Genomic DNA, 20,767 nt, shown 5'->3' with positions numbered 1-20,767 from the left:
ATTGACAAACACTCGACAACTGCACAAACCGACGTGGCTCATGCCGCGAGAAAGCGATAGAAGTTGCGCAGCATCGCCGCCGTCGCGCCCCAGATGAAATAATGACCGCCCACCTGGCGCTCGCGATCTTCAGCTTCCGCCGACGCAGCCCGCGGATAGGGCATGGCAAAGAAACGACGCTCGCCGCCTTCGTAACGAAACACGCGCTCCTCGTGGTGCGCGGGATTCATTAGAAAAGCGAGCGGCACTTCGAAGACGTCGGCTACTTCGAGTGCATCGGCTTTCAACGTGAATGGCGGATGTACGAGACCGATCACGGGCGTCACACGAAACCCGGTGCCCGTCAGATAGTCGGGCAACGCACCGAGAATTTCAACGCGTGATGGATCGAGACCGACTTCTTCCTGTGCCTCGCGCAAGGCCGTGGCGGTCGCATCAGCGTCGAACGGTTCGTGACGGCCGCCGGGAAAGCTCACCTGGCCCGCGTGGTCGCTCAGATGGTCGGCTCGTTGGGTCAGCAACACAGTGAGGCCGTTATCGCGCACGACCAGTGGCACCAGCACAGCGGCAACACGCGGATCGACGTGCTGATCGCGCCAGGGGGCTTCGATAATCGGCTCAGGCGTCCAACTCAGACGCTGCTCGAAACGCGCGCGCAGACCATCGGGCGTCAGGCGCCCGGCAACCACCGGTGGCAGATCGGCGCCCGTCGCTTCGACAGGTAGAGTTTCAGGCTCAAAGGCGGGGCGGATCAACGGGTTTCTCGGAATGAGCGGATTGGGGACATTCCGCTATTTTGACCTGGCAAACAAAAAAGCACCCGCGAGGGGTGCTTTTTCTTACAGCTTTTACGCTTCCGGAGCAGCGCGGTCTTTCTTCGCGACCAGCTTTTCCTTGATCCGAGCCGACTTGCCCGAACGGTCGCGCAGGTAATACAGCTTCGCACGACGCACATCGCCACGACGCTTCACGACGATGCTTGCCAGCAGCGGCGAGTACGTCTGGAACGTACGCTCGACGCCTTCGCCCGACGAAATCTTGCGGACGATGAACGACGAATTCAGACCACGGTTACGCTTGGCGATCACGACGCCTTCGTAAGCCTGAACACGCTTACGCGTACCTTCAACCACGTTCACGCTAACGATCACCGTATCGCCGGGGGCGAATTCGGGGATGGTCTTCTCGCCGAGAGCGCGGCCGATTTCTTCCTGCTCGAGTATTGCAATCAGATTCATCACTGACTCCTAAGTCCATCTTGTCGGCGTTCGTACCTGCCTCGCGTAGGGTTTGCCTATTGCGCGCGGCTACGGCCCCGATAGAGGATGGGTTCACATCTGGCGCCGTACACGCATGTGCGGCACCGCCTATGTCCGCTCGAAAGCCCAAGGCTTTACGCCTTCGACACTTCCTTCGCGAGACTCGTAAGCCATGCCTCGTCGGCACGGCTTAACATCTTGTTCTTTCTGGCCTTCTGAATCAGATCGGGCCGCTTGTTCAACGTGTTACGCAAGGCTTCACGCCGACGCCACGCTTCGATTTCCGCATGATGGCCGCCAAGCAGCACATCAGGCACACGCACGCCGTCGTATTCCTCCGGACGCGTGTAATGCGGACAATCCAGCAGCACGTCGACGAAACTATCTTGCACCGCCGATTGCGAGTCGTTCAGCACCCCCGGCAACTGACGCACCACGGCATCCATCAACGCCATGGCCGGCAATTCCCCGCCGGACAGCACGAAGTCGCCAAGACTGACTTCCTCGTCGACGACACGGTCGAGCAAACGCTGATCAATCGCTTCATAGCGCCCGCACAACAGAATCAGACCGGGCTCGGCCGCAAACTGCATGACACGGTCGTGATTCAGCGTAGCACCTTGCGGCGACATCATCACGACGCGCGACGCGCCAATGCCCTGCTCCGCCTGCGCAGCTTTCGCCGCGCCGATCGCGTCTTCCAGGGGCTTGGCCAGCATCACCATGCCGGGGCCGCCACCGTACGGGCGATCGTCGATTGTGCGGTAGTTGTCGGTCGTGAAATCGCGTGGATTCCACGTGCGCAACCCGTAGCGCTCCTGCTTCGCCGCACGGCTGGTGATGCCCCAGTCGGTCAGCGCACGAAACATGTCAGGAAAGAGCGTCACGACATCGAACTGCATCGCTCTCTCCATTCAGCGAGTTATTTAGTAATCGGCTTCCCAGTCGACGATGATCTGCTTCGCCGCCTGATCCACCGTTTTGACAAAGACGCCGACGAACGGGATCAAACGCTCGCCGGTGACCGGCTTACCGCTTTTGTCGGTATCCGGGTATTCGACGCGCAACACCGAGTGCGCACCGTTGTCGATCATGTCTGCAACCTTGCCGAGATTGACTCCGGCAACGTTCACCACATCCAGGCCGAGCAGGTCGACCCAGTAGAATTCATCGGCTTCGAGGGCCGGAAACTCGCTGCGGCTGATATAAATACGCGTGCCGCGCAGTGCCAGCGCCACATCGCGGTCAGTTACGCCGCCCAGATGGGCAACGACACTGTCGCTATGCGTTTTTGCGTGTAATGACGGCGCCGACTTGCGCTCCTGGCCTTTCAGCAACCACCAGCGCTTCGCGCTTAGCAATGCGTCTCCGCCGTGCCCGGCGTCCGCATGCGCGGCCACCTTGACCCAACCTTTGAGGCCGTAAGCGTCGACAATTGCACCGACCTCGACCGCATCGGCCGGCCAGCTTTCCACCGTTTCCGCTCGCATTTCTTCTGCGCTGGAACCGGTGCTTGCAACTTTGGCTTTCGCCTTGCCTTCGGCCCCTTCGACCGGCTTGCGGACGAATGCACCGAACGGCGCCTGACCAGACGTCTTCGCGCGCGGGGCCGCCGCTTTTGCCTTCACGCGACCTGAACTGCTGGAATCACGCTCAGACATAAGAGAACCTCGCTGCCAACTTCGACGTCTGTTTCAGCAAAACTCGCGCATCGGACTGCTCACGCAAGCTGCGCGAGCCGCCGGCCGAACCGACGACGATACGCATGCTAGCTACCATTAAGCAGCCGGCTGCGCCTTTTGCGCTTCTTTCACGAGACGCTCGACGGTCGGCGACAGTTGTGCGCCAACGCCTTGCCAGTACGTCAGGCGGTCTTGAGCGATACGCAGCGATTCACCCTTCGTAGCGACCGGGTTGTAGAAACCAACGCGTTCGATGAAGCGGCCGTCACGACGGTTACGCGAATCGGTTGCGACGATGTTGTAGAACGGGCGCTTCTTGGAGCCGCCACGAGCCAAGCGGATGATGACCATACTAGAATCCTTGAAAACCGGGGTTCGGAACGACTGAAACACGCGATTATAGCGGGAAACCGACGCCATAACAAACACTTACCGGGATAAACTGAGCGACGGGGTTGCGCCGGCTATGCAGGCAGGGCCTCCAGATCACGCCGAAACGCCCGAATTACCTGATGGAACGCCCGTGAAACTCCTGCCTCCGCCTGCGTTTTTCTTCGCTTCGTTCGCCGTCTTTCAACGAGTTGTCGGTTCTTCGCTGCTTGCCGGCTTTTCGGGCGCCGCCCGCGTTCAGGCACGGCGAGCCGGCGCGGCGGTATTGCTCGCCGCCACGGCCCTGCCGGCGCTAGCCGCGCTGCCGGTCGAGCGCATCAAGCTGCCGCCGGGCTTCCATATTGAAGTGTTGTCGGACGCGGTGCCGAGCGCTCGGGCCATGGCGCTTTCGCCGAAGGACATTCTTTATATAGGCAGCCTCGACGGCCACGTCTACGCGCTCGAACTGCAGAACGGGCGCGTGGCGGCCCGTCACGTGATCGCATCGGGACTGGAAACGCCAGCGGGCGTGGCGTGGCGGGATGGCGCGCTGTATGTGTCCGCGGTGTCGAGAATTCTACGTTTCGACGCGATCGACGCCCATCTGAACGACCCGCCCAAGCCGGTCGTTGTCACCGACAAACTCCCGGCAGAAACGCATCATGGCTGGAAATTCATCGCTTTCGGGCCGGACGGCAAGCTGTATGTACCACAAGGCGCGCCCTGCAACGTCTGCCTGAAAGACCGCGACCGCTACGGACTGATCGGCCGTATGGACCCGGACGGCAGCCACTACGAAGTCGTGGCGCGCGGCATCCGCAACACCGTCGGCTTCGCGTGGCATCCGGTGGCGCACGAACTGTGGTTCACCGACAACGGCCGCGACCTGATGGGCGACGACGTACCCGACGACAAGCTCAATCGCGCGCCGCGCACAGGCATGGACTTCGGCTTTCCGTACTGCCATGGCGGCGACACACCCGACCCCGAATTCGGCAAAGACCATCCGTGCAGCGCTTTCACGCCGCCGGTTGTCAAACTCGGTGCGCATGTCGCTTCGCTCGGCATGCGCTTTTACAGCGGCTCGATGTTTCCGGCCGCGTATCGAGACAATATTTTTATCGCCGAACACGGCTCGTGGAATCGCAGCAAGAAGGTCGGCTACCGGGTCGTGCGGGTGATCACCAACCCGGACGGTAGCAACGCGCATCAGGAAGTCTTTGCCGAAGGCTGGCTCCAGCCGGGCGAAGCGGTGTGGGGCCGCCCAGCCGACGTCCAACCGATGCCTGACGGTTCGCTCCTGATCAGCGACGACTATGCTGGGGCGGTCTACCGTGTGACCTACTCGGCGCCTTAGCCGTAACCGTCGAGCAGCCGGGCGCTCCGCCGGCCCGCCCAGCCAAACCCGCGACGCCTTCAGTGGCCCGCACGGCCGAGGCGATCGCACGCCGCGCGGTCGGCGCCACGCGGCGTGGCGTAGAATGCGCGTCGATCCGCGCCCACCGGCGCCCCGCTCCTTTCGACCGCCTGTCACTCAGCTCTGGCCTACATGTCCACTCTTGCTTCGACTTCCTCACATTTCAGATCCAAGACGATTACCGCCGCACTGGCGTTCTTCTTCGGCAGCCTTGGCGCTCACCGCTTCTATCTGTACGGCATGCGCGACATTTACGGCTGGGCTCATCTGCTCGGCACGCTGATCGGGATTCCGGGCGCCATGCTGGTAGTGGCGAGCGAGCGGGCTTCAATGCTCGGCTGGGTGCTCGCTTTTTTCGGCGCCGTTTCGCTGCTCTCCGCCTTTCTGGCTGCGATCGTCTACGGCCTGCGTCCCGATGAAAAATGGGATGCGCAGTTCAACGCACAAACTCAACGCAAAAGCCGCTCCGGCTGGACCGTCATTTTCATCGTGATCTTTTCCTTGCTGATCGGCGCATTCCTGCTGATGACGGGTCTCGCGATCTCATTCCAGACTTACTTCGAAGGCCAGGTGCAAGCCGCCAAAGCGCTGTCGCAATAACCGCCTGCGCTTTACGCTAAAAAAGATTCAGTTGAGGATTGTCACGCGCCGGCGCTTCGGCACACGGCGGCTCGCCCCGGCGAAAGTGTGACATATCCAGAATCCCGCGATCGCGCCGGTTCAGTCCCAAACGGCGCGTGGCTTTCTGGAATCGCTGCTTTAGCAGATCCGCCCACAAGCCCTCCCCCTTCATGCGAGTGGAGAAGTTCGAGTCATAGTCCTTCCCGCCTCGCATATCGCGTACGCGGCTCATCACCCGGTCAGCACGATCAGGAAAATGCGCCGCGAGCCAATCCTTGAATAGCGGCGCAACTTCCCACGGCAAGCGCAGCACGATATAGCTCGCATTGCATGCGCCGGCTTCCGCACAGGCTTCCAGCACGCGCTCCATGTCCGGCTCGGTGACGAACGGAATCACTGGCGCGATGCTGACGCCAACAGGAATGCCCGCCTCGCTCAACGTACGGATCGTGCGCAGTCGACGCGACGGCGTGGCCGCGCGTGGTTCGAGCGTGCGCGCGATATCCGCGTCCAGCGTGGTGATGGTAATGGCAGCCATGAACTGCCCGCGCGCCGCCATGGGCGCGAGCAGATCGAGATCGCGCTCGATCAGTGACGATTTGGTGATCGCCGCGAATGGATGCCCCCGTTCGCTGAGCACTTCGATCACCCGCCGCGTAAGCCGCAAATCGCGCTCGGCGGGTTGCCAGGCGTCCGTATTGACGCCCAGCGCGATCGGTTCGGGCACGTAGGACTTCTTCGACAACTCGCGCTCGAGCAATTCCGGCGCATTGATCTTCGCGTAGATGCGGCTTTCGAAGTCGAGCCCCGGCGACAGCCCCAGATAACTATGCGTAGGCCGCGCAAAGCAGTAGATACAGCCATGTTCGCAGCCCCGATACGGGTTCAGCGACACGCCAAACGGGATATCCGGCGACGCATTGCGCGTGAGAATGGTCTTGGCCCGCTCTTCGAAAACCTCTGTGCGTAAGACCTTCGGCCCGCCGTCTTCTTCCGGCGAAGAAAGCCAGCCGTCGTCCACCACTTCGCGCTGGTCGACTTCGTAACGGCCTTGCAGGTTCGTCACTGCACCGCGCCCCTTGCGAGGCGCCGGCGGAGCGATCGGAAATTCGCGAGCGGAGTGGGGGTCGGAGTTGGTCACGGCTGGAGCACACAAAAACAAAAACGGCGCAAAATACCTGTATAAATATACAGTGTTTACGCCGTTTGTCGAGTCCAGCCATGCAGCTACCGCACGAGCTAATCGCCAACCGCAATCGTCAGCGTTTCCTTGATCTCCTCCATCACCACGTAGCTCTTCGATTGCACCGCGCCGGGCAGTTGCAGCAGGATGTCCCCCAGCAGCTTGCGATAGTCAGCCATTTCGCCGATGCGCGCCTTGATCAGATAGTCGAAGTCGCCCGACACGAGGTGGCACTCCAGCACCTCGGGGATCTTCTGCACCTCGCGGCGGAACTGGTCGAACATGTTGCCGCTTTTGTGATCGAGCGTGATCTCGACGAACACCAGCAGCGCGGCGCCCAGTTCAGCCGGGTTCACACGTGCGTGATAGCCGGTAATTACGCCGTCGCGTTCCATTCGTTTGACGCGCTCGATGCAAGGCGTGACCGACAGTCCGACCTGTTCGGCAAGGTCTTTCATCGCCATCCGGCCGTCCTGCTGCAGGAGCCGCAGGATCTTGTGATCGAGTTTGTCGAGGGAACGGACCGGCTGGCGCTGTGTACGCATAGTGTTTTTGCTGAAAATCCTGAAAATACAATAACAAAACCTACCCGACTGTTAATAGTATAGCGGTTAACACTGGGCGATCCTCGTTACACCTCGTTAATCGAATGAATTCAACCGAATCGACGAGCGCGCCGCCCTCAGAACTCTTATTGGATATCCTGGAGCAGCTATGCGAGTCGTCGTTTTGGGCAGTGGCGTTGTCGGAGTGACGAGTGCTTATTACCTGGCGCGCGCCGGTCATGAAGTGACCGTGATCGATCGCGAAGCCGGCCCGGCGCTCGAAACCAGCTTTGCCAATGCCGGTCAGATCTCGCCGGGCTACGCGTCGCCGTGGGCGGCGCCGGGCGTGCCGCTAAAGGCCGTCAAGTGGATGTTCCAGAAACATGCGCCGCTGGCGATCCGCCTCGACGGCACGCAATTCCAGTTGCAATGGATGTGGCAGATGCTGCAAAACTGCACGTCGTCGCGTTATGCGGTGAACAAGGGGCGCATGGTCCGCCTCGCCGAATACAGCCGTGATTGCCTGCAAGCGCTGCGCGCCGAAACCGGCATCCAGTACGAAGGCCGCGCCGGCGGCACGCTGCAGGTATTCCGCACGCAACAACAATTCGATGGCGCCGCGAAAGACATCGCCGTGCTGCAGGAAGCCAACGTGCCGTATGAATTGCTGTCGCCGGCCGAACTCGCACAAGCCGAACCGGCACTCGCCGCGGTCTCGCACAAGCTGACGGGCGGTCTGCGCCTGCCGGGCGACGAAACCGGCGACTGCCAGATGTTCACCACGCGCCTCGCCGCGCTGGCCGAACAACTGGGCGTCAAGTTCCGCTACAACACCCCGATCGATGCGCTCGCCATGGCGGGCGACCGTATCGCCGGCGTGCAATGCGGCGATGAACTGGTGCGCGCGGATTCGTTTGTCGTAGCGCTCGGTTCATACTCGACCAAATTCCTGTCCGGCCTCGTGAAGATTCCGGTCTACCCGCTCAAGGGATATTCGATCACCGCGCCGATCGTCAACGAAGCGTCCGCACCGATTTCGACCGTGCTCGACGAGACGTACAAGATCGCGATCACGCGTTTCGACGACCGGATTCGCGTCGGCGGCATGGCCGAGATCGTCGGCTTCGACAAATCGTTGCGCGAGGCGCGCCGCGAGACGCTGGAACTGTGCGTGAACGATCTGTTCCCGGGCGGCGGCGATACATCGAAAGCCACGTTCTGGACCGGTCTGCGTCCGATGACGCCGGACGGCACGCCGATCGTCGGCCGCACCCCAGTATCGAACCTGTTCCTGAACACGGGGCACGGCACACTGGGCTGGACGATGTCGTGCGGCTCGGGGCAATTGCTGGCCGACGTGATGTCGGGCAAGCAGCCGGTGATCAAGGCGGACGATCTGTCGGTGCATCGCTATCTCGGCGAGACTGGCAGTGCACATCGTCCGGCTTATGCATGAAGCTTAGAGGCTTGGAATTGAGGCTTAACGATTAACGCTTCGCGAGCGGTTGAGCCGGTTTTGTTATCGCCAAGAAACCGGCCTGACAAAAGCAAACGGCGCCCCAACACAGGGCGCCGTTTGCTTTTACCCACGAGCTTTCGCTACACAGCTCGAGAGAAGCGCGGCCTCAGAACTGATCTTCCGACAACGCCAGCACACTCTCCCCGCCCTTCGCGCTGACGATCGACGCTTCGAACGCTGACGCCAGCGGCAACACGTGCTCCGCGTAGAACTGCGCGGTCGCGATTTTCGCGCCATAGAACGAGGGATCTTCGGCGCGCTTTTCAGCCGCCACGAGCAACGCACGCGCCATCTGCCAGCCGCCCAGGACAACGCCCGCCAGCTTCAGATACGGCACGCTGCCGGCAAACACCGCGTTCGGATCGCTCCTCGTGTTGGCGACGACGAAATCGACCGCCGCACTCAGCGAGCGATGACCCTGCGTCAGATACTTCTTCATCGAGTCGAACGCAGCGCCCTGTTGCACGCCGAGCGCGTCGATCGTTTCCGTCACATCGGCCAGCAGCGACTTCGCCACCTTGCCGCCATCCCGCACAGTCTTGCGGCCGATCAGGTCGTTGGCCTGGATCGCGGTCGTGCCTTCGTAGATCGGCAGGATGCGCGCGTCGCGGTAGTACTGCGCGGCGCCGGTTTCTTCGATGAAGCCCATGCCGCCGTGCACCTGCACGCCGAGGCTCGTCACGTCGATCGACAACTCCGTGCTCCAGCCCTTCACGATCGGTACGAGGTATTCATAGATCGCCTGATGCTCCGCACGTTTTGCTTCGTCGGGATGACGATGGGCGATATCGCAATGGGCCGCGGCGACATAGGCCAATGCGCGCGAGGCTTCGGTCAGGCCACGCATCGTCGCGAGCATGCGGCGCACGTCCGGGTGCTGAATGATCGCCACCGACTGCTTCGCGGAACCATCCACAGGCCGGCTTTGCACGCGATCCTTCGCATACGCCACAGCCTGCTGATACGCGCGATCCGACACGCCGACGCCCTGCATTCCCACCGCGAAACGCGCCGCGTTCATCATGATGAACATGTACTCGAGGCCGCGATTTTCTTCACCGATCAGGTGGCCGATCGCGCCGCCGTGGTCGCCGAATTGCAGCACCGCGGTTGGGCTCGCCTTGATGCCGAGCTTGTGCTCGATCGACACGCAATGCACGTCGTTACGTTCGCCGAGCGAGCCGTCTTCGTTGACGAGAAACTTCGGCACGATGAAAAGCGAAATGCCTTTCACGCCTTCCGGTGCATCTGGCGTGCGCGCCAGCACGAGATGGGCGATGTTCTTCGCCATGTCGTGCTCACCCCACGTGATGAAAATCTTGGTGCCAAACAGCTTGAACGAACCATCGCCCTGCGGCTCGGCGCGCGAGCGCACCATCGCGAGATCGGAGCCGGCCTGCGGCTCGGTCAGGTTCATCGTGCCGGTCCACTCGCCGGAAATCAGCTTGGGCACGTAGGTTTGTTTTTGCGCTTCGGTGCCGGCGGTCAGCAACGCTTCGATTGCACCGTCGGTCAACAGCGGGCACAGCGCAAACGACAGGTTCGACGCGTTGAGCATTTCGACGCACGGTGTCGCGATCAGCTTGGGCAGGCCCTGGCCTTCGTAGTCGACCGGATGTTGCACGCCTTGCCAGCCGCCTTCGCCGAACTGGCGGAATGCGTCCTTGAAACCCGGCGTTGCGGTGACCACGCCATCCTTCCAGCTGCTCGGATTGCGATCGCCTTCGACGTTCAACGGCGCCAACACTTCGCCGCACAGCTTCGCCGACTCTTCGAGCACTGCCTGCGCGGTCTCGAGGTTCGCGTCTTCGAAGCCCGGCAGCGTCGCGATGTGTTCGAGACCGGCCAGTTCTTTCATCACGAACAGCATGTCCTTGATGGGCGCCGTATAGCTCATTTCAGTTCTCCTCCTGCCTTTCGATATAAAAAGGGCGCCGGACTTGATAGGTCCCGCGCCCTTTCGTATGCTGCCAGACGCCTTTTAACCGGCGCTGCGGCGCTTAGCCGAGCTCGCTAACGAGTTCCGGCACGACCGTGAACAGGTCGCCCACCAGACCATAATCGGCGACGCTGAAAATCGGCGCTTCCGGGTCCTTGTTGATCGCGACAATCACCTTCGAGTCTTTCATGCCGGCCAGATGCTGGATCGCACCCGAGATTCCGACCGCCACATACAGTTGCGGCGCGACGATCTTGCCGGTCTGGCCGACCTGATAGTCGTTCGGCACGAAGCCCGCATCGACAGCCGCGCGCGATGCGCCCAGCGCTGCGTTCAGCTTGTCGGCCAGCGGCTCGAGAACCTTCGTGTAGTTCTCGCCGTTGCCGAGACCACGGCCGCCCGAGACGATGATCTTCGCCGACGTCAGTTCCGGACGATCCAGCTTCGTCACTTCACGGCTGACGAACTGCAGCAGGCCACTGTCGGCTGCCGCTTCGATCGTCTCGACCGTTGCGCTGCCGCCAACGGCCGCCACTGGATCGAAGCCGGTCGTGCGGACCGTGATGACCTTGATCGGGTCAGCCGATTGCACCGTAGCGATTGCGTTACCCGCGTAGATCGGACGCTCGAACGTGTCAGCGCTGTCCACTGCCGTGATGTCGCTGATCTGCGCGACGTCCAGCTTCGCGGCGATACGCGGTGCGATGTTCTTGCCGTAAGCCGTCGCCGGCGTGAGGATGTGCGAATAGTCCTTCGCGATGTTCAGCACCGTCGCTTCGACGTTTTCGGCCAGCCCTGCCTCGAGCTGCGGCGCGTCGGCCAGCAACACCTTGCTCACGCCTGCGATCTTCGCTGCCGCATCAGCCGCGGCCTGTGCGTTGTGACCTGCCACCAGCACGTGAATATCACCACCGATCTTCTGCGCGGCTGCAATCGTATTGAGCGTCGCGGCCTTGATCGACGCGTTATCGTGTTCTGCAATTACCAGATTCGTCATTTCGTCCGTCTCCTTACAGCACCTTGGCTTCGGTCTTCAGCTTCTCGACCAGCGTCTTCACATCCGGCACCTTCACACCGGCGGAGCGCTTCGGCGGCTCGACAACCTTCAGCGTCTTCAGACGCGGTGTAACGTCGACACCCAGGTCTTCCGGCTTGACGATTTCCAGCGGCTTCTTCTTCGCCTTCATGATATTCGGCAGCGTCACATAGCGCGGCTCGTTCAGGCGCAGATCGGTCGTGATCACGGCCGGCAAGCTCAGCGACAGCGTTTCAGCACCACCGTCCACTTCGCGCGAAACCGTAGCTTTACCGTCGGCCACGACAACCTTCGACGCGAACGTGGCTTGCGGCAGGTTAGCCAGCGCAGCCAGCATCTGGCCGGTCTGGTTCGAATCGTCGTCGATCGCCTGTTTGCCCAGAATGACCAGCCCAGGCTGTTCCTTGTCGACCAGCGCCTTCAGCAGCTTGGCAACCGCCAGCGGCTGCAGTTCTTCATTCGACTCGATCAGGATCGCGCGGTCCGCACCAATCGCGAGCGCCGTGCGCAGCGTTTCCTGCGCTTGCGTCACACCGGCCGACACGGCGATCACTTCGGTCGCCACGCCCGATTCGCGCAGACGCACCGCTTCTTCCACCGCGATTTCGTCGAACGGATTCATCGACATCTTCACGTTCGCGATGTCGACGCCCGTGCCGTCCGACTTCACCCGGACTTTCACGTTGTAATCGACCACTCTCTTCACTGGCACCAGGATTTTCATGCACACGCTCCAAAGTTACGAATACGTCAACCCAACGAACATTATAGCGACTGCCCTCATGACAGCCTTGTCGCGGGTGCTTTAGCAGGAGGATATCGCTCCTCAGCGGCGTGACGGCAATATCGAACGATCGTTCTATTTTAATCTCGAAAAAACCCGGGCGACAACCCCGGGTTAAGACGGACGACTCTAATTTTGCATTGCCGTCGTATCTTGCTATGCCAACAATCGGGAAAAACGGTTGAAAAACCAGCCGTCAAATCACCAGGCAGTGGTCACCGCCCCGCCGAACTTACCCTCGACGAACTGCTTCACTTCCGGCGAATGATAAGCCGCGACCAGCTTGGCGACCCACGGCTTGTTCCTGTCAGCTTCGCGAATTGCGATGATGTTCACGTACGGACCCTTCGGGTCTTCGATGGCGATCGCGTCCTGCTTCGGCTTCAGACCGGCTTCCATCGCGAAGTTCGTATTGATCGCGGCGGCGTCCACGTCATTCAGCGAGCGCGGGATTTGCGCGGCGTCGAGTTCGACGATCTTCAGCTTCTTCGGGTTGTCGACGATGTCGAGCGGCGTTGCCTTGAGGCCGGCGTCCGCGCGCAGCTTCAGCAGACCCTGCTTTTGCAGCAACAGAAGTGCCCGGCCGCCATTGGTCGGATCGTTCGGTACCGCGATCTTTGCGCCCGGCTGCAATTCAGCCAGCGTCTTCACTTTCTTTGAGTAGATGCCCATCGGGTAAGTGACGGTATCGGCAATGCGGATCAGTTTGTAGCCGCGGTCCTTCACCTGCGCCTGCAAGTACGGGTCATGCTGGTAGCTGTTCGCGTCCAGGTCACCGCCGGCAAGCGCCGCGTTCGGCTGCACGTAGTCGGAGAACTCGACGATCTTGATGTTCAGACCGTTCTTTGCCGCGACCGTCTTCACGACTTCCATGATCTGCGCGTGCGGGCCGCCGGTGACACCGACCTTGATCGTGTCTTCGGCGTGAGCCGCGGTGGCGGCAGCGAACAGCGACGCGGCGCCGAGCGTGGCGGCCAGCTTGAGAATGAAACGACGTTGCATGAATGACCTTTTGCGATGACGCTTGTTTATTTATGGCTCAAACGACGCACGAGCCAATCCCCGAACGACTGCACCAGTTGCACGAAGACGATCAGAATGACCACGACCGTCACCATCACTTCCGGCAGGAAACGCTGATACCCGTAACGAATGCCCAGATCCCCGAGCCCGCCGCCACCGATCGCACCGGCCATCGCCGAATAGCCGACCAGCGACACGAAGGTAATCGTCAAACCGGCGACCACGCCCGGCAGCGACTCCGGCAACAGCACCTTGAAGACGATCTGGCTGGTGGTGGCGCCCATCGCCTGCGCCGCTTCGATCAGACCGCGATCGACTTCACGCAACGCTGTCTCAACCAGACGCGCGATAAACGGCGCTGCGGCGATCGTCAGCGGCACCACGGCCGCAGCCGTGCCGATCGACGAACCCACCACGAGGCGCGTGAACGGAATCACCGCGACCAGCAGGATGATGAACGGCGTCGAGCGCACGGCGTTGACGATCACACCCATCACACGATTCACGGCAATGTTCTGCAACACGCCCTGACGGTCCGTCAGATACAACAGCACGCCGAGCGGCAAGCCGACCGCCGCGCCGACCAGCCCGGAGATGCCCACCATCACGAGCGTTTCCCAGAACGACTGGACGAACATATCGAACATTTCACTCAACATACGACAGCTCCTCGACCACCACGCCCTGTTCGCGCAGATACGTCAGCGCCTGCGCCACCTTCACCGATTCGCCGCCCACGAGCACCGCGAGCGAGCCGAACGCCTGACCCTGGATCTCGTCGATCTGGCCGTGCAGGATGTTGAAGTCGAGTTCGTAGCGACGAATCGTTTCCGACAGGATCGGCTGATCGACACCCGAGCCGGTGAACGCCAGGCGCAGCAAGTGGCCGCTACCCGTCTTCAGGCGTTCGGCCACGCGCGCTTTCATGGCGGGCGGCAGTTCCTGAGCGATCACGTCGCCGATCAGCGCACGCGTCACTTCATGATGCGGTTGCAGGAACACGTCGATGACCTTGCCCTCTTCAACCACGCGGCCCGCATCCAGCACCGCGACACGGTCGCAGACCTGCTTGATCACGTCCATCTGGTGCGTGATGAGCACGATCGTCAGGTTCAGTTCGCGATTGATGCGCTTGAGGAGGTCGAGAATCGAGCGCGTGGTCTCGGGATCGAGCGCCGAAGTCGCTTCGTCGGAGAGCAGCACTTTGGGTTTGCTCGCCAGCGCACGCGCGATACCGACGCGTTGCTTCTGCCCGCCGCTGATCTGTGCCGGATAACGATCCTTCTGCGCCGACAGGCCGACCAGTTCGAGCAACGGCAGCACGTTCGCCTCGATCTCGTCGCGCTTCATGCCGGCGAGCTCGAGCGGCAACGCCACGTTCTCGTACACCGTGCGCGACGACAGCAGGTTGAAGTGCTGGAAGATCATGCCGATTTCGCGACGCGCCTCGCGCAATTGCGCGGCGGGCAGCGTTGTCAGATCGCGGCCGTTGACGACAATGTTGCCTTCGCTCGGGCGTGTCAGCAGGTTGACGGTGCGCACGAGCGTACTCTTGCCCGCGCCGCTGCGGCCAATGATGCCGAACACCTCACCCGCTGGAATCGACAGATTGACGTTGTGCAGCGCCTCGACCCAGCCCCGGGGTCCTGCAAAGCGCTGAGAGATATTGCGTATTTCGATCATGGAAAAACGAAACGGCGGAGTTTGCCAACGAGCGTTATGCGCTCCCGACAAGCGGCCGCCGTTGCTTTTATTGGGATTTGAGCCCGCAATTCTACCGCAGCACCGTCATTCCCTTTAATAATCAATTACGATCTTTTCATAACCACAAAGCATTAGAGGTGCGCCCGGCGCGAGAGGCTCACGCCTGCGCGCCCGCTGCGACTATGATCGGGCGAACCAGAATCAGGACACGCTCAGGACAAACGGCCGCTATGGAAACAACTCGATCAGGCAATGTACGTTCCGTTGCGGGTGCGCCTGCGGACGCCCCTGCGGACGCCCCCAAAGGCGGCGCCGCGCTGCGCTCGACGGTCACGACGAGCGACGGCATCGAACTGCCGCTGTATCGCTGGCCCGCCACAGCGCCATTGCGCGGCACGGTCGCGCTGGTGCACGGGCTCGCGGAGCACGCCGGGCGTTACGCGGCGCTGGCGGATCGGCTGACCCCGGCCGGCATTGAACTCGTTGCCATCGATTTGCGCGGACACGGGCATGCGCCCGGCCAACGCGTGTGGGTGGAGCGCTTCGACGACTACCTGCTCGACGTCCAGGCCTTGCTCGATGACGCGGCAACCAGTTGTGCACCGCTCTTTCTGATGGGCCACAGCATGGGAGGCGCGGTCGCGGCGCTCTACGCAATCGAACGGCTGGAGGCGAGCGGGCGCCGGCTAAGCGGTCTGATCCTGTCTAGCCCCGCGCTCGCGCCCGGCCGCGATGTGCCGCGCTGGATGCTTAAGGTGAGTCAGGTGATCAGCCGAATCTGGCCGACCTTCCCGGCGATGAAAATCGATGCGGCTTTGCTGTCGCGGCTTCAGCCCGTGGTGAACGCCAATCGCAACGATCCGCTGGTACATCACGGCGCGATTCCGGCGCGCACGGGTGCGGAGTTGTTGTTGGCAATGGCGCGCATCGAACGCGGCCGTGCGGGTTTGCGTGTGCCGCTGCTGGTGTATCACGGCACGGCCGACAAGCTCACTGAACCCGAAGGCAGCCGCGACTTCGGCACGCACGCGGGCTCGCCGGACAAGACGCTCACGATGCACGAAGACAGCTATCACGAGACGATGAACGACCTCGATCGAGATCGGGTGATCGGCGCGCTGATCGATTGGATCGGGAAGCGGCTGCCCAAAGCCTGAGCGGCAGACGACGTTTCGACATAGACAAACGGGTTGAGTGAATCGACGCGCGGACGCCCCAAGTTTCAGCATCGGAGGGCATTTAGAAGCTCAGGCGGTCAGACGAGTAGGTGCGGGGGCGGGCCCTGCCAGGAACGGCCTGGTCCGGCTAACGCTTCCAGTCCGGCGGTCGTTTGTCGATGAAGGCCTGCACGCCTTCGAGCGCGGAGGCGTCCATCATGTTGCAGGCCATGGTCTGGCCGGCTAGCTGGTAGGCCGCTTCGATGCCCATTTCCAACTGCCGATAGAAAAGCCCTTTGCCGGCACTCACGGCTTCGACGGGCTTCGCACAGATAGTTTTCGCGAGCCGTGCGACCTCTGCGTCGAGCGCGTCTGCCGGAGCGATGCGATTCACGAGGCCTTGCTGCCTCGCTTGCGCGGCGTCGATAAAATCGCCGGTCAGCAACATTTCGAGCGCAGCCTTACGCGACAGATTGCGCGACAGCGGCACCGAAGGCGTTGCGCAGAAGAGCCCCAGGTTGACGCCCGAAACGGCAAAGCGCGCGGTGTCGGCTGCAACCGCCAGATCGCACATCGCGACCAGCTGACAACCGGCCGCCGTGGCGATGCCGTGCACACGCGCGATCACTGGTTGCGGCAAACGCTGGATCGTCAACATCAATTTCGTGCAGCGCGCGAACAACGCCTGGTAGTAAGCCAGCGACGGCGCCGCACGCATTTCCTTCAGATCGTGTCCTGCACAGAACGCACGGCCAGCACCCGCGATTACCACCACCCGTGCATCGGACTCCACCAGCTCCATCAGCGCCGACTGCAACTCGTCGATCAGGGCTTCAGAGAGAGCGTTGAAGGCATCTGGGCGGTTCATCGTCAATCGGACGACGCCCGGCACACCATAGGCGTCGTGGTCGATCTCGACCAGTGAAGCGCTGCGCACATCGGCATTCATGGCTCGGTCCTCGTTGATTTCATGCGGTTCGCAATGTCCGCGCAGTGCTTGTGGCGGGGCAGCTCAGATCCCGGCCAGCGCGCGCACGTGCGCGACCACGCTGCGCCCAAGCGCCGACAGGTTGTACCCGCCTTCGAGACAGCTGACGATCCGTCCGCGCGCATAGCGCTTCGCGATCTCGCCTACCTGGTCGGTGATCCATGCGTAGTCGTCTTCGACGAGACCCATGTTGCCAAGATCGTCCTCGCGATGCGCATCGAAGCCAGCCGAGATGAAGATCATCTCCGGCTTGAATTCATGCAACCGCGGCAGCCACAGCATATCGACCACCTCGCGTACCGCCATGCCTTTCGAGCGCGCCGGCATCGGCACGTTGCACATGTTGGGCGCCTGATTGTCGGCGCCGGTAAACGGATAGAACGGATGCTGGAAGATGCTGCACATCAGCACACGAGAATCACCCGAAAAGGCCGCTTCCGTGCCGTTGCCGTGATGAACGTCGAAGTCGACGATCGCCACGCGCTGCATGCCGTGCGCATCGAGCGCATGGCGCGCAGCGATCGCGACGTTATTGAAGAAGCAGAAGCCCATCGCACGCGCCGGCTCCGCATGGTGGCCAGGCGGGCGAACGCTGCAGAACGCGTTGTCGTAGCGGCCTTCGATCACGGCGTCGGTCGCGGCCACCGCGGCACCGGCCGCGCGCAACGCGGCCTGCAAGGTGTGCGGGTTCATCGACGTGTCGGGGTCGATTTCGGCGAGACCCTCCGCGGGCGAACGGCTGCGGATGTAATCAACGTGGGCTTGCGTATGCACGCGCAACAGCGCGGCGTCATCGGCGAGCGGCGGCGACTCGCGCTCGATCAGCGAGTCGATGCGGCTCGCGATCAGTTGATCTTCGATTGCCTGCAGGCGCGCCGGGCATTCGGGATGCCATTGCCCCATATCGTGCAGCAAACAATCGGCGTGGGAATAAAAGCCTGTTGCCATGATTCTCGTCTGCGGCGCGGCGCTTTCTAAGCGCGCGCGGCGTGTCTCCGTCCAGGGGCGCGCGCACGGGGCGCGCCAACATTTGCCAAGTTACCACACGATGCGACTGTGACGCCGTGGGCACAGTTTTGCAGAAAGCGTCGGGTATACTGCCCCGATCGGTTTTCCCCCTGTCTCTTTCGCACTGCGCCCCTAGCTCACTATGACCGTCAAGCTTGCTCTGTCTGCACGAAACCGGCTACGCATGAAGACCGTGGCCGCCGCACTGTCCGTCGCATCGTGCATGTTCATGGCAACCAGTCCGGCGATGGCGCAAAGCGCCGGTAAGCAGCCACCGCTGCTGCTCGCGCAAAGCCAACCCCAACCGGCGGTGCCGCAAGGGCAAACCTTCGAAGAAGAGATCATTCCGCAGCGCTACGCGAATAACCCAAATGTCGACGCGTTCATCAGCGACATGTCGGCGCGCTACGACTTCGATGAAGCCGCACTGCACGCCCTGTTTGCACGCGTGAGCTATTCGGCCACGGCGGTCAAGCTCGTCACGCCGTCACCCTCGCCGTCGATCAAGAACTGGCGCGTGTATCAGTCGCGCTTTCTCGACCAGGTGCGCATCAACGCCGGCGTGCGCTTCTGGCGCGCTAACCAGGCCACGCTGCAACGCGCCTACGAAGAGTTCGGCGTGCCGCCCGAAGTGATCGTCGGCATCATCGGCGTGGAGACGATTTACGGGCGCTTCATGGGCAACTTCCGCGTGCTCGACGCGCTGACCACGCTCAGCTTCGACTATCCGAATACCGCCAATCGCGCGGATCGCCAGGCGACCTTCCGCAAGAATCTCGAAGACTACCTGGTGTGGACGCGCGATTCGCAAATCGATCCGACCACCGTGCTCGGCTCCTACACCGGTGCAATCGGGATTCCACAGTTCCTGCCGAGCAGCATCGTGCAATACGCGGTGAGCTATGACGGCAACAAGCAGATCGATCTGCGCACGAGCCAGGCGGACGCGATCGGCAGCGTAGCGAATTATCTGCGCCAGAACGGTTGGGAAAATGGCCGGCCGGTGGTGTGGAAGATCGGCACGGACGCCGGCAGCCTGGGCGTAGCGCAAGCGGCCGCAGACGGTAAGCCGGAGCCGCATTGGCCGCTGGACCAATTGCTTCGCGCCGGACTGCTGCTGAACGAGCCGGGAATCGACATCGCGTCGGAAGCCGGCACGCCGGTGACGGTAGTCGATCTGCCGTCCCCAGGGCGTGGTACCGAGTACATGCTGGGCTTGAAGAATTTCTACGTGCTGACGCGCTATAACCGCAGCTTCTTCTACGCACTCGCGGTTTATCAATTGGGCCAGCGGATCAAAGCGCAGATGGAAGCGAGCGACGCGGCGAATGCCAGCAGCAATGCGGCGGCGCCGAGCGCGGCCTCGCAATAGGCCGGGCCGCGGTTGTCAGACACTCGCGGCATCACGAACGGGTAGCACGCGACACAAAAAAGCGCCGGTTAAACCGGCGCTTTTTTATTGGCCAACTCAGATTGAGGGCCACTCAATGCGCCGAAGCGCCATCAAGCCGGGAACACACCCGTGGACAGATACCGGTCACCCCGATCGCAGACGATAAACACGATCGTCGCGTTCTCGACCTGACGCGCGACGCGCAGCGCCACCTCACAGGCCCCGCCCGACGAGATGCCGGCGAAGATCCCTTCGACCGAGGCCATGCGCCGCGCCATCGCTTCGGCTGCGGCCTGGCTCACGTTCTCGACGCGGTCCACGCGGCTACGATCAAAAATCTTCGGCAGATAAGCCTCCGGCCACTTGCGGATGCCCGGAATACGCGAACCCTCTTCCGGCTGTGCACCGATGATCTCGATCGCCGGATTCTGTTCCTTCAGATAGGTGGACACGCCCATGATCGTGCCGGTCGTGCCCATCGACGAGACGAAGTGCGTGATACGCCCTTCGGTGTCACGCCAGATTTCCGGACCGGTGCCTTCGACGTGCGAGGCCGGATTGTCCGGGTTCGCGAACTGGTCGAGGATGATGCCCTTGCCTTCGCGCTGCATCTGTTCGGCCAGATCGCGCGCGTACTCCATGCCGCCCGTCACCGGCGTCAGCACAATCTGCGCGCCGTACGCGGCCATGCTCTGACGGCGCTCCACCGACAGGTCTTCCGGCATGATCAGCACCATCTTGTAGCCGCGGATCGCCGCAGCCATCGCCAGGGCGATGCCGGTATTGCCGCTGGTCGATTCGATCAGCGTGTCGCCCGGCTTGATGCGCCCACGCGCTTCCGCCTTCTTGATCATCGACAGCGCCGGACGGTCCTTCACCGAACCCGCTGGATTGTTGCCCTCGAGCTTGGCAAGGATCACGTTATTGCGGTTGCGGATCTCGTCGTCAGGGAGCCGGACGAGTTGCACGAGCGGCGTATTGCCGATCGTGTCTTCAATCGTTTTGTAAGCCATATCGGTTCTGGGGCTGTCGATGCGCGGAGTCTTCAATCTACCGATTCTAAACCACCGTGCGCGCGGCTGCCGTGCGGCCCTTCTGCCCGCATGGATGCAGACGCAGATTGCTTTGCCTCCAACGCAA

The 20,767-nt window shown here is 62.0% G+C and carries 21 protein-coding genes; 5 read left to right on the top strand and 16 right to left on the bottom strand.

Going from position 1 to position 20,767, the window contains the following annotated elements; translation table 11 throughout:
* Window positions 1-38: 38 nt before the first annotated feature.
* The 5 genes from ACUN0E_RS25030 to rpsP all read right to left on the bottom strand — a co-directional run bounded on the left by ACUN0E_RS25030 (window position 39) and on the right by rpsP (window position 3,292).
* The gene (locus ACUN0E_RS25030; RefSeq protein WP_445568275.1) at window positions 39-755 is read right to left on the bottom strand and encodes a CoA pyrophosphatase; all 717 of its coding nucleotides are present in this window, start codon (window positions 753-755) and stop codon (window positions 39-41) included.
* 93 nt (window positions 756-848) lie between these two features.
* Window positions 849-1,238, bottom strand: coding sequence for a 50S ribosomal protein L19 (rplS, locus tag ACUN0E_RS25025; protein ID WP_012433948.1), 390 nt, complete (start codon window positions 1,236-1,238; stop codon window positions 849-851).
* A gap of 155 nt (window positions 1,239-1,393) precedes the next feature.
* Window positions 1,394-2,161, bottom strand: a complete 768-nt coding sequence (gene trmD, locus ACUN0E_RS25020) for a tRNA (guanosine(37)-N1)-methyltransferase TrmD (protein ID WP_408222323.1) — start codon at window positions 2,159-2,161, stop codon at window positions 1,394-1,396.
* A 24-nt stretch (window positions 2,162-2,185) separates the two neighbouring features.
* Complete coding sequence (gene rimM / locus ACUN0E_RS25015; protein WP_445568274.1) at window positions 2,186-2,920, bottom strand: ribosome maturation factor RimM; 735 nt, start codon at window positions 2,918-2,920, stop codon at window positions 2,186-2,188.
* Window positions 2,921-3,037: 117 nt separating this feature from the next.
* A complete protein-coding gene (gene rpsP / locus ACUN0E_RS25010) occupies window positions 3,038-3,292 on the bottom strand; it encodes a 30S ribosomal protein S16 (RefSeq protein ID WP_006050280.1) in 255 nt (84 codons plus the stop codon).
* A gap of 244 nt (window positions 3,293-3,536) precedes the next feature.
* Here rpsP and ACUN0E_RS25005 point away from each other — a divergent pair, with 244 nt between their 5' ends.
* Together ACUN0E_RS25005 and ACUN0E_RS25000 are read left to right on the top strand one after the other, a co-directional pair.
* Window positions 3,537-4,667 (top strand): PQQ-dependent sugar dehydrogenase, encoded by a 1,131-nt coding sequence (locus tag ACUN0E_RS25005; RefSeq protein WP_445570514.1) that lies wholly within the window; start codon window positions 3,537-3,539, stop codon window positions 4,665-4,667.
* Between the two features lie 192 nt (window positions 4,668-4,859).
* Complete coding sequence (locus tag ACUN0E_RS25000) at window positions 4,860-5,327, top strand: NINE protein (protein WP_408195319.1); 468 nt, start codon at window positions 4,860-4,862, stop codon at window positions 5,325-5,327.
* Between the two features lie 16 nt (window positions 5,328-5,343).
* Here ACUN0E_RS25000 and ACUN0E_RS24995 read toward each other — a convergent pair whose 3' ends face one another.
* Both ACUN0E_RS24995 and ACUN0E_RS24990 read right to left on the bottom strand, forming a co-directional pair.
* Complete coding sequence (locus ACUN0E_RS24995; RefSeq protein WP_445568273.1) at window positions 5,344-6,489, bottom strand: PA0069 family radical SAM protein; 1,146 nt, start codon at window positions 6,487-6,489, stop codon at window positions 5,344-5,346.
* Window positions 6,490-6,587: 98 nt separating this feature from the next.
* The gene (locus ACUN0E_RS24990) at window positions 6,588-7,076 is read right to left on the bottom strand and encodes an Lrp/AsnC ligand binding domain-containing protein (RefSeq protein ID WP_035547518.1); all 489 of its coding nucleotides are present in this window, start codon (window positions 7,074-7,076) and stop codon (window positions 6,588-6,590) included.
* 169 nt (window positions 7,077-7,245) lie between these two features.
* On the opposite strand from ACUN0E_RS24990, the gene ACUN0E_RS24985 reads away from it, so the two are divergent.
* Window positions 7,246-8,532, top strand: a complete 1,287-nt coding sequence (locus ACUN0E_RS24985; RefSeq protein WP_445568272.1) for a D-amino acid dehydrogenase — start codon at window positions 7,246-7,248, stop codon at window positions 8,530-8,532.
* Between the two features lie 169 nt (window positions 8,533-8,701).
* On the opposite strand, the gene ACUN0E_RS24980 is transcribed toward ACUN0E_RS24985, so the two are convergent.
* From ACUN0E_RS24980 to ACUN0E_RS24955, 6 genes are all read right to left on the bottom strand, one after another.
* Window positions 8,702-10,492 (bottom strand): acyl-CoA dehydrogenase, encoded by a 1,791-nt coding sequence (locus tag ACUN0E_RS24980; RefSeq protein WP_445568271.1) that lies wholly within the window; start codon window positions 10,490-10,492, stop codon window positions 8,702-8,704.
* 103 nt (window positions 10,493-10,595) lie between these two features.
* A complete protein-coding gene (locus ACUN0E_RS24975; RefSeq protein ID WP_408333906.1) occupies window positions 10,596-11,531 on the bottom strand; it encodes an electron transfer flavoprotein subunit alpha/FixB family protein in 936 nt (311 codons plus the stop codon).
* A gap of 13 nt (window positions 11,532-11,544) precedes the next feature.
* Window positions 11,545-12,294 (bottom strand): electron transfer flavoprotein subunit beta/FixA family protein, encoded by a 750-nt coding sequence (locus tag ACUN0E_RS24970; protein WP_445568270.1) that lies wholly within the window; start codon window positions 12,292-12,294, stop codon window positions 11,545-11,547.
* A gap of 261 nt (window positions 12,295-12,555) precedes the next feature.
* The gene (locus ACUN0E_RS24965; protein WP_445568269.1) at window positions 12,556-13,356 is read right to left on the bottom strand and encodes a MetQ/NlpA family ABC transporter substrate-binding protein; all 801 of its coding nucleotides are present in this window, start codon (window positions 13,354-13,356) and stop codon (window positions 12,556-12,558) included.
* A 26-nt stretch (window positions 13,357-13,382) separates the two neighbouring features.
* On the bottom strand, window positions 13,383-14,036 hold the full coding sequence (locus tag ACUN0E_RS24960) for a methionine ABC transporter permease (protein WP_054037200.1): 654 nt from the start codon (window positions 14,034-14,036) through the stop codon (window positions 13,383-13,385).
* Window positions 14,026-15,060 carry a methionine ABC transporter ATP-binding protein gene (locus ACUN0E_RS24955; protein ID WP_408520573.1) on the bottom strand — a complete coding sequence of 345 codons (1,035 nt, stop codon included), beginning with the start codon at window positions 15,058-15,060 and terminating at the stop codon, window positions 14,026-14,028. Before ACUN0E_RS24955 ends, ACUN0E_RS24960 begins: the two co-directional genes overlap by 11 nt.
* A gap of 251 nt (window positions 15,061-15,311) precedes the next feature.
* Between ACUN0E_RS24955 and ACUN0E_RS24950 the strand changes: the two genes are divergently transcribed.
* Window positions 15,312-16,238, top strand: a complete 927-nt coding sequence (locus ACUN0E_RS24950) for an alpha/beta hydrolase (RefSeq protein WP_445568268.1) — start codon at window positions 15,312-15,314, stop codon at window positions 16,236-16,238.
* Window positions 16,239-16,386: 148 nt separating this feature from the next.
* Here the strand turns inward: ACUN0E_RS24950 and ACUN0E_RS24945 are convergent, their stop codons facing one another.
* Window positions 16,387-17,187, bottom strand: a complete 801-nt coding sequence (locus tag ACUN0E_RS24945; RefSeq protein WP_445568267.1) for an enoyl-CoA hydratase — start codon at window positions 17,185-17,187, stop codon at window positions 16,387-16,389.
* A gap of 63 nt (window positions 17,188-17,250) precedes the next feature.
* Window positions 17,251-18,174 (bottom strand): histone deacetylase family protein, encoded by a 924-nt coding sequence (locus tag ACUN0E_RS24940; RefSeq protein ID WP_408222345.1) that lies wholly within the window; start codon window positions 18,172-18,174, stop codon window positions 17,251-17,253.
* A 244-nt stretch (window positions 18,175-18,418) separates the two neighbouring features.
* Here ACUN0E_RS24940 and mltB point away from each other — a divergent pair, with 244 nt between their 5' ends.
* Entirely contained in the window at window positions 18,419-19,606 is a 1,188-nt protein-coding gene (gene mltB, locus ACUN0E_RS24935; RefSeq protein WP_408222347.1) for a lytic murein transglycosylase B, read from the top strand.
* Between the two features lie 131 nt (window positions 19,607-19,737).
* Here mltB and cysM read toward each other — a convergent pair whose 3' ends face one another.
* Window positions 19,738-20,640, bottom strand: coding sequence for a cysteine synthase CysM (gene cysM, locus ACUN0E_RS24930; protein ID WP_074282574.1), 903 nt, complete (start codon window positions 20,638-20,640; stop codon window positions 19,738-19,740).
* Between the last annotated feature and the right edge of the window lie 127 nt (window positions 20,641-20,767).

Source organism: Paraburkholderia sp. D1E (genome assembly GCF_052682275.1).
This window is presented reverse-complemented; position numbering and strand designations above follow the sequence as displayed.